At 41.1% G+C, this 12087-nt stretch carries 10 protein-coding genes; 7 read left to right on the forward strand and 3 right to left on the reverse strand.

Annotated features, from left to right (window positions below; genetic code table 11):
- Positions 1 to 3: 3 nt before the first annotated feature.
- On the forward strand, positions 4 to 1491 hold the full coding sequence (locus GJV22_RS01005; RefSeq protein WP_163707443.1) for a UxaA family hydrolase: 1488 nt from the start codon (positions 4 to 6) through the stop codon (positions 1489 to 1491).
- A 110-nt stretch (positions 1492 to 1601) separates the two neighbouring features.
- Here the strand turns inward: GJV22_RS01005 and GJV22_RS01010 are convergent, their stop codons facing one another.
- Complete coding sequence (locus GJV22_RS01010) at positions 1602 to 2789, reverse strand: FprA family A-type flavoprotein (protein ID WP_163707446.1); 1188 nt, start codon at positions 2787 to 2789, stop codon at positions 1602 to 1604.
- A gap of 161 nt (positions 2790 to 2950) precedes the next feature.
- Between GJV22_RS01010 and mltG the strand changes: the two genes are divergently transcribed.
- The 3 genes from mltG (at position 2951) to GJV22_RS01025 (ending at position 5261) form a co-directional block, all read left to right on the forward strand.
- On the forward strand, positions 2951 to 4012 hold the full coding sequence (gene mltG / locus GJV22_RS01015) for an endolytic transglycosylase MltG (RefSeq protein ID WP_238480253.1): 1062 nt from the start codon (positions 2951 to 2953) through the stop codon (positions 4010 to 4012).
- 92 nt (positions 4013 to 4104) lie between these two features.
- Positions 4105 to 4629, forward strand: coding sequence for a hypothetical protein (locus GJV22_RS01020; RefSeq protein ID WP_163707449.1), 525 nt, complete (start codon positions 4105 to 4107; stop codon positions 4627 to 4629).
- Positions 4630 to 4730: 101 nt separating this feature from the next.
- Positions 4731 to 5261: a hypothetical protein gene (locus GJV22_RS01025; protein ID WP_163707452.1), complete on the forward strand. Its 531-nt coding sequence runs from the start codon at positions 4731 to 4733 to the stop codon at positions 5259 to 5261.
- Here GJV22_RS01025 and murB read toward each other — a convergent pair.
- The gene (gene murB, locus GJV22_RS01030; RefSeq protein WP_163707455.1) at positions 5258 to 6280 is read right to left on the reverse strand and encodes a UDP-N-acetylmuramate dehydrogenase; all 1023 of its coding nucleotides are present in this window, start codon (positions 6278 to 6280) and stop codon (positions 5258 to 5260) included. The genes GJV22_RS01025 and murB overlap by 4 nt on opposite strands.
- A gap of 162 nt (positions 6281 to 6442) precedes the next feature.
- Here murB and GJV22_RS01035 point away from each other — a divergent pair, with 162 nt between their 5' ends.
- Entirely contained in the window at positions 6443 to 7552 is a 1110-nt protein-coding gene (locus GJV22_RS01035; protein WP_163707459.1) for a glycosyltransferase, read from the forward strand.
- 305 nt (positions 7553 to 7857) lie between these two features.
- Positions 7858 to 8046, forward strand: coding sequence for a hypothetical protein (locus tag GJV22_RS01040; protein ID WP_163707462.1), 189 nt, complete (start codon positions 7858 to 7860; stop codon positions 8044 to 8046).
- A 58-nt stretch (positions 8047 to 8104) separates the two neighbouring features.
- Here GJV22_RS01040 and GJV22_RS01045 read toward each other — a convergent pair whose 3' ends face one another.
- Entirely contained in the window at positions 8105 to 8827 is a 723-nt protein-coding gene (locus tag GJV22_RS01045) for a cell division ATP-binding protein FtsE (protein WP_163707465.1), read from the reverse strand.
- A 157-nt stretch (positions 8828 to 8984) separates the two neighbouring features.
- Here GJV22_RS01045 and GJV22_RS01050 point away from each other — a divergent pair, with 157 nt between their 5' ends.
- Positions 8985 to 12062 carry a tetratricopeptide repeat protein gene (locus GJV22_RS01050; RefSeq protein ID WP_163707468.1) on the forward strand — a complete coding sequence of 1026 codons (3078 nt, stop codon included), beginning with the start codon at positions 8985 to 8987 and terminating at the stop codon, positions 12060 to 12062.
- The last annotated feature ends 25 nt before the right edge of the window (positions 12063 to 12087 follow it).

A 12087-nucleotide genomic window follows, 5' to 3' on the forward strand; every position in this document is an offset into this window, starting at 1 on the left:
AAAATGGCAAATTACATCAAAATAAACCCGCTTGACAATGTCATTATCGCGCTGACGGATTTTACGAAAGGCGAAGTAATTGACCTGGAAGGCACCCAACTTGAAATTCAAAACGATGTGCCTCGCGGGCACAAAATTGCTGTAACGGCAATTGCCGAAGGAAGCGACATTATTAAATACGGCGCTCCAATCGGACATGCAACTACAGCTATTTTACCGGGAGAAAATGTGCACGTTCAAAACACAAAAACCAATCTTTCGGGAACCATGTGTTACGAGTTCAGTCAAAAATTGAATGAACTTCCATTTCAAAACCAATCGTTGACCTATAAAGGTTTCAAACGAAGCAACGGTAATGTTGGTATCCGTAACGAAATGTGGATTGTTCCGACTGTTGGTTGTGTGAACGGACAGGCAGAACAAATTATACAATTATTTAAAGCACAAAATAACCCGACGGAAATTGACAGCATCCAGGTGTTTAAACACAGCTACGGATGTTCTCAATTGGGTGACGACCACACCAATACCCAAAAAGCGTTAGCGCAACTAATCAATCACCCAAATGCCGGTGGTGTATTAGTTTTGGGACTTGGATGTGAGAATAACCAAATCGACCATCTGAAAAAATTCATTGGCGATTACGATCCAAACCGGGTAAAGTTTTTAGTTGCTCAGGATGTGGAAGATGAGGTAGAAGAAGGCCTGAAATTATTTCAGGATATTTATGAGCAAATGCGCCATGATAAGCGTGAGGATGTTCCATTCTCGACGTTAAAAGTGGGGTTAAAATGTGGTGGTTCCGACGGATTGTCCGGAATCACCGCCAACCCGCTGGTTGGTGCTTTCTCTGACTTCCTTGTTGCTCAAGGCGGCAGTACCATCCTGACTGAAGTTCCTGAAATGTTTGGTGCCGAGCACCTGTTAATGGAGCGTTCAGAAAGCGAAGAAGTATTCAACAAAACCGTCGAAATGATCAACGGATTTAAAGAATACTATTTGAAACACGACCTTCCGGTTTATGAAAACCCGTCACCAGGCAACAAAAAAGGAGGGATCACTACCTTGGAAGATAAATCATTGGGATGTACTCAAAAAGGTGGTGTTGCAACGGTAACTGACGTGTTGGCTTATGCCGAACCAATCAAAAAGAACGGGCTCAACTTACTTTGTGCGCCGGGTAACGACTTGGTGGCTGCCTCTGCTTTAGGTTTCAGCGGATGTCAAATTGTATTGTTTACCACCGGTCGCGGTACTCCGTTTGGCAGTTTTATCCCAACAATGAAAATTTCTACTAATACGCCACTTTCTCAAAAGAAGGCCAATTGGATCGACTTCAACGCAGGCAGAATCGTTGAAGATCAAACAATTGAGGAAAATCTAGCAGACTTCATTAACGAGATAAAAACAGTTGCTGAAGGAAAAAAATTGAAACATGAATTGAGTGGTTTTAAAGAAATTGCTATCTTTAAAACCGGAATAACCTTATAATTAAGATATACCCCTCGGGTAGGGGTTGTTTAGTAGTAATTGAGTAGTAGTAGTAAAAAAGCCATCAATGGAGATTGATGGCTTTTGTTATTTATATGGTTTTAAACTTGTTATGCAAGAATCTTATCTGCCATAGCGTTTGCTAAATCAATGCACTTTTGATATTTTTCCTCTTTCAACGCGCCTTTTTCTTCAACCGGATCACTCACTAAATCCCAACCACAGCTGTCGGCAAACTTCATCAGGTTTTTCACGCCGCCGCCATTCCAGGCAAAACTTCCAAAAACGCCCAGCAAATGTTCACGAACGCCCATGTGTTCGACTGTTGTGATCAGGTTTTCAACATTAGGGAACATGGCATTATTGTATGCACAACTACCAACAATAAATCCTTTGTAACGGAAAATATCGTTGATGATGTATGATTTGTGTGTTTTGGAAGCATCGTAAACACGAATGTCTTTAATTCCGCGAACGCTTAACTGGCGAGCAATCACTTCAGCCATTTTTTGCGTATTTCCATACATCGATCCGTAAACCACAACAACGCCCGGATCTGTAGTGTACGTACTCCATTTATTATAGCGGCTCAACACCCAATCCAAATTCGTTCTCCAAATGGGACCGTGAGTTGCACCAATCATTTTAATATCAAGCGGAGCTAATTTCTTAATTGCACGTTGCGTATGTGGGCAGTACTTTCCAACAATGTTGGTGAAATAACGCATGATATCATTCTCGTAATGTTCCAAATTGATTTCATCATCAAAAACACCACCATCCAACGTACCAAAACTACCAAACGCGTCACCCGAGAATAGAATTTTATTTGTCTCTTCGTAGCTAACCATTGTTTCGGGCCAGTGAACCATCGGAATGGTCTGGAACTGCAATTTCGTTTTTCCAAGTTCCAAGGTTGAATCATCATGAATCTCCAGGGTATTTACCGGCTTCATATAGAACGATTCAACAAAACCAAAAGTCTTTTTATTACCAACCAAGGTGATGTTCGGGTATTTCATAACGATTGCGCGCAACGCACCCGAATGGTCTGGCTCCATGTGATTAATGACCAGGTAATCCACCGGTTTTCCCTGAAGAATTGCATCGATATCTTCTAAGTAATCATCGATAAATGCTCTTTCAACGGTATCAATCAGAGCAACCTTCTCGTCATCAATAAGATAAGAATTATAAGATACCCCGTTTGGGATAGGCCAGATATTTTCGAATAAGTTAGTTCTGCGGTCGTTGTACCCCAGATAATAAATGTTGTCAGCTAATTTAACCTGATGCATATTTAAAGTTTTTTTGAGTTGATTTTTATTGCGTCTACGAAAATAGATAATTTGAATTAATTCAAGTATTTCGCTCTGTCAGAATACACTAAAATTAAGGATAAACTTACACGAATGGAGTTTTAAAGAAAACACTATTTTTGCAAAACAAATTTGAAAAAATGGAACTGAACACGCGCAACTCAATTATGCTATTTCCGAAACTGAACAAACTCATTATTGTAATTTTCGCCATCGCTTTTATTTTGGTGGGGCTATACGGTTATCGGCTCTTTAACTATGTATTTGAAGAGAATGTCAAAAAGCCAGGTAGCATTACAATTCCATACGAGGCTTCATTTGAACAGGTTCTCGACTCCATTCGAAAATTAGACATTCTGGAAAATGAAAAAGCATTTAAATGGGTAGCCAGGAAGAAAGATTATCCCTCATTTATCAAACCCGGGAAATACGTTTTCGACACCGGAATGAATTCAAATGAGTTGGTCAATATGCTGAAAGCGGGTAACCAAAAACCGATTACCATCACCTTCAACAACCTCCGGTTTATGGAAGATTTAGCCGGAAAGGTTTCCAAGTATATTGAACCGGATTCGGCAGAGTTAATTGCTTACCTCGATTCACAAGCAATAATGAATCAATACAATTTTGACAAACCTTCTTTTCATGCCATGTTCATTCCGAACAGCTATGAAATGTATTGGACAACCACACCCGAGCAATTCGTATCGCGGATGCAAGCAGAATATGATCGATTCTGGAACACCAAACGACTAGCCAAAGCTGATTCATTAAATCTAACTCCGGTGCAGGTTATTACCCTGGCCTCCATCGTTCAGGAGGAAACCATCAAGCCTGATGAAAAACCTATTGTAGCTGGATTGTACTTAAATCGAATTCGGAAAGGGATGTTACTGCAGGCCGATCCGACCGTCAAATTTGCACTGGGTGATTTCGGAATACAACGTGTTCTAACCAAACACCTCCAAATTGATTCGCCTTATAATACCTATAAATATGCCGGGTTACCTCCAGGGCCAATTAACTTTCCGGAAATGTCAAGTATCGATGCGGTCCTAAACGCTGACAACAATAAGTATCTGTATATGTGTGCTAAAGAAGATTTCTCGGGGTACCACAATTTTGCCCGAACTTTAAGGCAGCACAACGCCAATGCAGAGCGCTACCGACAAGCACTAAACGAAAGTAAAATCTACAAGTAGGGAAGCATAACAACATTTAACACTCCTTGATCTTATTTAGTTAACCTTAATTTACCTTAACAGGTTATTGGGCTAGTTTTGCTGAAAAAGTAATGCGCCCCATAGCCGTCATATTGTTCTGCTTTTCTGCTTTTCATGTTTTTGCTCAGGAAGAAAATATACCCAAAACCGTGGTGTTTGACGGATACTTACTCCTTGAAGACAGTATTCCAATTGAGGGAGCCTACCTGATTAACTACCGGGATATGAAAATTGTCGCAACAAATAGTAATGGTTATTTTAAAATGAATGCACAACCAGGTGATTCGCTAATGATTAACCATCTGACCTTATCTCCTCAGGTTGTACACGTTCCCGATTTCCCAATTAAAAATCAGAAAATAAGGGTCGAATACCGCACCTATATGATTAAACCCGTTGTCAGCAATTCGTATCAATACCAGATGAAGAATTTCGAAAAAAACATGCAGAAGATGTATGCTGAATTACGAAATTTAGGCTATCACCCCAGCCGGGCTAAAACGATTCGCCTAAATCCTTACAACCCGGATGAACTCGATCCCGGCCTGACAATTGGACTAAGTGATTTATTCAGATTATTTAAGCGAAAAAGATAAAAAAGAGGGTATCTGATTAATTTCTTATTACAATAAAAAACTTTTGATTTCAACACACGTTAATGTACATTGTAGGGCTGTTAGAAATTAAAAAGCGTCCCATGAGAAAGATTATATATCTTTTTATATTACTATTCGTTTCCTGCTCTGTTTCTTTTGCGCAGACCGAGATGCCTAAGACATTTATCTACGATGGCTATGTATTATCCCAAGATTCGGTGCCGTTGGAGGGAGCATTCTTAATCAATTACAGAACTTCAAAAATTATTGCGACAGACCATTCCGGATACTTTAAAACAACCGTAGAAGCCGGCGACTCGCTGATGGTAAATCACGTCTCCATGACACCCCAAGTTGTACAAGTTGTCCCAACTTATATACATAAAGCTCATATTTACGTTTCCTACCGGACTTACATGATTAATCCGATTACGAGCTACGACGAAGAGAAACAACGATCCAATCTTGACCAAAGTATGAACCAGTTAAATCAAGATATTAAAGAGCAAATTCTGATTGACCCAACAAAGCGTACCGGAAATGACAACACTTATGATGAAAATGTTCAAAATCCGGGAGCAACCATTATTCGGGTTACACCGAGGGTTAGTAAAAAAGACAAGAAAGACTAAGCCCCAAGAATATTAACCTCCGGTTCCAGTTGCACTCCAAAGCGATTGAAAACATCCTGCTGAATCCGGACAGCCAATTCAAAAATATCCTTTCCGGAAGCTTTACCGTAATTGACCAAAACGAGTGCTTGTTTCTCATGAACTCCCGCATCGCCTTCGCGAAAACCTTTCCAGCCACACTGTTCAATTAGCCAACCGGCAGCCAACTTACTTTCTCCATCTCCCGCCGGATAAATCGGCATGGCAGGGAACCCATCCTTCAATTTTGTAGCCACGTCATTAACAACAACCGGGTTCTTAAAAAAACTCCCGGCATTACCCAACTTTTCAGGATCCGGTAATTTCGATTCACGAATAGCGATAACTGCATCGCGAACAAAATGAATATTTTCTCCTCCCCTCCTTTCGACTTCAGCTTTTAAATCACCGTATCCCAGTTTATATTCTACAAACTTATCCAGGCGAAAAACAACCGAAGTAACGACAAATCGATTTTTCAGCTCATGCTTAAAAATACTGTCCCTGTAACCAAACCGACATTCGGATGCAGGTATCTCATACTCCTCGAAAGTCTTCATATCAAAACCTTTCACCGTCTCCACATAATCGCAAACCTCGACACCATAGGCCCCGATATTTTGCACCGGAGCGGCTCCCACGTTACCCGGAATTAAGGACAGATTTTCAATGCCACCGAGCCACTGACCCACACAGTACTCCACAAAGCGATCCCAGTTCTCACCAGCGCCAACTTCGATCCAAACATGATTGCGATCCTCCTTCACTTGCTGGACACCCGGGACATTGGCATGCAACACCAAACCGTCAAAATCTGACACAAAAAGCATATTGCTCCCCCCGCCCAACAACAACACCGGCAACTTCTCCCAGTCAGGAAAATTCGCCAGAAAATATGGAAGATCTTCCATCTCTGTAAACTCGAAAAAATAGCGGGCTTTGGCTTCAATGCCTAATGTATTAAAAGCTTTTAGTGAAAAATTCTCTTCGAAACGAATCATGAATTTGATTTTTTGCCAAAGATAATAGATGAACTTTCATTTTCGTTTAAAGAAATGAGCCTAATTGAAATTTACCTGATTTTAGCGCAAAAACCAATGGCTGAACATAAATTTAGTATGACTTTTTTGTAATATTGAAGTCAGGTTGAAAAGTAAAAATGCATGTCTGCAAAAATTGATATTGTTGTCATTAACGATTTAGTCACCGATAACAGGGTACACAAAGTCGCCCAAAGCTTATTGGAAATGGGGTTTCAACCCAGACTTACCGGTCGTATTCGAAAGCAAAGCCTTGACTTGGAAAAACGCGACTATCCAACTCACCGGATGCGCTTACTTTTCGACCACGGGCCACTGTTTTATTTCGAATTTAATTTTCGGATCTTTTTCAGACTCTTTTTTTCCCGGGCAAAAATCATTCTATCCAACGACTTGGATACCCTCGCCGCCAGCTATCTGGCCAGTAAACTACGCGGCAAGAAACTCGTTTACGACAGTCACGAATATTTCACCCAAGTTCCGGAGTTAATCGACCGTCCGTTTAAACAAAACCTATGGTTGAAACTGGAGAAACTCATCCTTCCCCGTCTAAAAAACGCATTTACTGTTTCTCAATCAATAGCCGATGAGTATGAAAAACTCTATGGAACACAATTCAAAGTGATCCGCAATCTGCCCATTCGAAATAGCAGTTTGAAATACCAGGCAGATCTCAGCGTTGTTCCCCACGATGAAAAAATAGTGATTTACCAGGGAGCTTTAAATATGGGACGTGGCTTGGAATCGGCCATCCAGGCAATGCGTTTTTTGCAAGGCGCGCAACTGTGGATGGTAGGATCAGGCGATCTGGAAGAATACCTGCAAATTCTGAGTCGCCAGCTTGGACTACAATTTAAAGTCAAATTCTTCGGTCAGGTTCCCTTTAAGGAACTATCAAAACTAACTGCTCAAGCTGACTTAGGACTTTCTATCGAAGAAGATCTCGGATTGAATTATCGCTTCGCACTTCCAAACAAGTTGTTCGATTACATCCAACACAAGATTCCCGTATTGGTTAGTTCTCTACCGGAAATGTCGCGCATAGTAAACGACTACAAAATCGGGGAAGTACTCGAATCACGCCAACCGGAAAGAATGGCCGAACAGATGGAGAAAATGCTGACCGATAACGATCTTAGAGATAAATACAAGGAAAATTTGAAGTTGGCTTCGAAAGAGCTCTGCTGGGAGCAAGAACTTCCAATTCTGGAAAGTATATTCAAAAATCTGTGAGATTCCGTTTTAGTCGGATCGTTTCTTTCCAGACAAAAAGAAAATACCATAGCATAACTTTTTTTTCCTTTTCAAAAATTCGTTTTTTAGCACATAAACTTACAAAAAGCTGTTCATTTTTGCCCGGCAGCACACTTCAGCCAATATCCATTTGTCAAACAATTGGAAAGATCTTCAATCATTTCGATAATTTTTCTGTTTTTTTTCTTCGAAATGCGAACTGAATTATTCTTTTAACTAATTTGGCAACTGTATTACGTGTTATATTTACCCTGAATTATTTACAAGTTAAACCCTTATTTATTATGAAGAAGATTATCTTTTTACTTGGCATCATGGCCATTATGGCTTCTTGTGGTTCAAAAACGACAAAACCTGCTGAAGAAGCAACAGAACCAATGGTTGAAGAAACTGTGGAAGCAGTAGTTGACTCTGTTGAAATGGCTGTAGACTCGATTGAAGTTGCTATGCCTGACACTGTTATTGCAGAGTAGTTGGAAGCTGTAAAAGCGAGTGATGATGTTTTGAAGGAACTGAAGTTTCTTTAAAACATCATTTTTTTTTGTCCACCAATTCTGAAAAATCGAGCTCAAGTTGTTCGCGATCCGGGTTACTGAGCTTCAAGTCAGCACAAAGCAACGTTTTCGCTTTGTACTTTTCAATTAGCTGGTAATCATGGGTGGCCATCAAAATTGTCTTTCCTCGCCGGTTTAGATCACGAAAAATTTTCATTAAGTCTGCAGAGGTCTCCGGATCAAGATTTCCGGTTGGCTCATCTGCCAAAATGATATCCGGTTCATTTAAAATAGCCCGGGCAATAACAATGCGCTGTTGCTCGCCACCTGACAATTCATGAGGCATTCGATTCAGGCTATGCATCATCCCTACCCGTTCCATCACTTCCCTGATTCGATCGTTGATTGCCTTCTCATTTTTCCAACCGGTAGCTTTCAATACAAATACAAGGTTGTCGCGAACAGTTCGGTCCGTCAATAACCGGAAATCCTGAAATACAACCCCAATTTTCCGACGCAGAAACGGAACTTCTTTGTTTTTCAACCTACGCAAGTTATAACCTGCAACATAGGCCTCTCCGTTAAAAATATCCAGTTCGGCACTGATTACCTTAATCAGACTTGACTTTCCACTTCCAACTTTACCTATCAGGTAAACCCATTCGCCCGGACGAACATCCAAATGGACATCAGCCAAAACCAGATTATCTTGTTGGAAAATATCAACTCCTTTTAAGCTTATGATTGAATTATTTTGCATTCTTCAGTTTTTTGCCGGTCTCTACAAAACTAAGTTTTTTTGATTAACGGCGTAATAAAGCGCTGCAATAAACAGTTAATTGTTGAGAACTCAGGCAGGATATTTGTAGGCTGCCTAACATTAATGCTAATTTTACAGTTCCTTTAAAAACATGCTAATGAAAACAAGATCCGTGTTGTTCGCGCTTACAATATGCCTCTTCTCTTCGCTCACCTTCGCTCAGGAAACAATTCATAACCAATCGCCTTCTTCTGACATTCAGAATGCCAAAGACCTGTTTGCCAAAAATCAGTTTATTTCGGCCGGCGAATGTTTTGCCCAGATTGAGAGAAACAGCGAAGCAGGCTCTGAAATAAACACTGAAGCCATATACTACCAAGCTCTTTGCGGCTTGCGAACTGATTCCAAAAACAGCGAACCCCGGATGGAAAAGTTTCTACGCGACTATCCTCAAAGTCCGTATACCGATGCTGCCAATTTTGAATTGGCCAATGCTTGGTTTAAAGACCGCAAATATTCGAAGGTTGTAAAACTATACCGGGACCTTCCAAGATACAGCTTTTCCCGCCACGACCAAAGTCGGATTAGCTATCAAAATGGTTATTCACTTTTTCAAATTAAACGTTTCGACGAAGCCGAAAAAGAATTCAACAAGGTCAGAAAGGGAAATTCTGAATATGCTCCTCAATCAACTTACTATTGGGGGCACATCAATTACATGAACGATAATTTTGACAATGCCCTTGCTGCTTTTGATCAATTGAAGAACAACCCCGCCTTTGCTCCGGTTATCCCCTTTTACATGAGTCAGATTTATTACAAGCAGGGAAGATATGCCGAGGTCATTGAGTTCGCTGAGCCTTTGATCCAAAAAGCCGACAAACAGCAACTCCCTGAATTGTCAAAAATCATTGGTAGTTCTTATTTCCATTTGCAACAATTCGACCAGGCGATTCCCCATTTAGAGCGTTACTTTGACGCGTCGAAAAGCCGCCAGCGCGACGAAAATTACTTATTTGCTTATTGCTATTACCGCACCGGACAATACGATAAAGCCATCACGCCATTCGAGTATGCTTCCGCCGGCAAAGATGAAATGGCTCAAAACGCCTACTATCACCTGGCAGATTGCTACATTCACACAGACGATAAAAACAAAGCAAGGATCGCTTTTGAAGCAGCTTCGGAGATGGATTTTGACGAAACGATCAAAGAAGATGCCTTGTTCAATTATGCGAAGATTACTTACGAATTATCGTACTCCCCTTTCAACGAAACCATCAACGCTTTCGATAAATACATTAGTCTTTATCCGAACTCGGAACGGAATGATGCCGCTTACAACTACCTGGTTCAGGTGTATATGAGCACCAGTAATTTCAAAGATGCTGTAGCTTCCATCGAAAAAATAAAGGTAAAAAACCAAGCAATCCGCCAGGCTTATCAGCGTGTAAGTTACTATCGTGGACTCGAGTTTCTTAATAATCTCGCCTATCCCGAAGCGATTGAAAGGTTCAACACATCGCTGGAAAACGGAGAATTCAATCCGGAACTGCGAGCTAAAGCGACTTTCTGGAAAGCCGAAGCCAACTACCAATTGGGCAACTATCAAACTGCCATTAACGGCTTTGAGCGCTTCGGTCAAATGCCTTCAGCAAAAACAACTCCCGAATACCAAAACTATAACTACAACCTCGGCTACGCCTATTTCAAGCTAAAAGACTACGAACAGGCGACTCTGGCTTTCAATAAATTCGTTCAAAACAGCCCCGAGAAAAATGAGAAACTCGCTGATGCGTTCAATCGCTTGGGGGATTGCAATTACATCAGCCGAGACTTCACATCTTCGGCAAACAATTACGCCAACGCTTTGAGCATAAATAGCTACGATGCTGACTATGCCCTTTTCCAAAAAGCAATGAGCGAAGGAGTGCAACGCCATCCAGAGCAGAAAATCAATAGCTTACGAATTTTACTTCAGGATTATCCGACATCGGCTTACGTTGATGACGCCCTTTATGAACTTGGGAGGACTTACGAACGCCAAAGTCAATTGGAAACTGCCATTTCCTATTACAAGAATTTGTTGGATGAATTCCCGCAAAGCAGCTATCGTTCGAGAGCTTTGCTGCAATTGGGATTAATCAGCTACAACCAATCAGACTACAACAAGTCGATGAATTATTACAAGCAGATTACAGAGAAATACCCGGATAGCGAAGAAGCTCAAGCTGCCATGTTGGGGATCAAAAACAACTATATCGAGTTGAATAATGTTGATGCCTACTTTAACTATGCCAAACGCCAAGGCTCCAACGTTCAGGTTACTGCCAGCGAACAGGATTCTGTAACTTATCTCGCAGCAGAAAAATCGGTTATGAGCAAAGACCCGAAAGCAGGTCAACAGCTGGAGCACTACCTACAAGCATACCCGAACGGAAGTTTTAGTCTGAATGCCCGCTTTTACCTGGCGGAAAGTAAATACAATAACGGTCAATACTCGGCAGCTCTAAAAGATTACGAACTAGTACTGGATCGAACTGACAATATTTTCACCGAAGCAGCCCTATCGCGTGCCGCCGAATTGCAATATAATGCAGCAAATTACGCACAGGCGTTAATGCATTACCAACGACTGGAGGTGAATTCCGGCAATAAATGGAACCTTTTGAAAGCAAGAGCCGGAATTATGCGCTGCCAATACGAATTGGGTAACTTCTCTGCAACTATCGAAGCGGCACAAAACGTTCTGTCCTCTGAAAACCTATCGGAAATGCAGAAAAGGGAAGCCAATTTCAAATTGGCTAAATCGTACCTTCAAACCGACAAATCCCAAGAAGCCTTACCGCTGTTTACGGAACTGGGGGAAGACACCCAAACACCTGAAGGAGCTGAAGCAAAATATCAAACGGCTGAAATTCTTTTCAACCAAAATAAAACCATGCGGGCCGAAAATGAAATCATGGACTTCATTTCGAAAAATACGCCTCATCAGTTTTGGTTAGCCAAAAGCTTCGTTTTACTTGCCGATATTTATCTGCGCAAAGGCGATCTGTTTCAGGCCAAACACACCCTGATGAGCATGATTGAAAATTATCCGGAAGAAAACGACGGAATTATTGATACAGCCAAAGCCAAACTCCAACACCTGGAAGAACTCGAAAAACAAGAACAATCCCAAAAACCGGAACCAATGCAAATTGATCCGCAAAACAATCAGGACACAAAAGAGTAGTGAAAAAGAAACAATTTAGGGACGT

The organism is Mangrovibacterium lignilyticum (assembly GCF_010882175.1).
Lineage (GTDB): Bacteria > Bacteroidota > Bacteroidia > Bacteroidales > Prolixibacteraceae > Mangrovibacterium > Mangrovibacterium lignilyticum.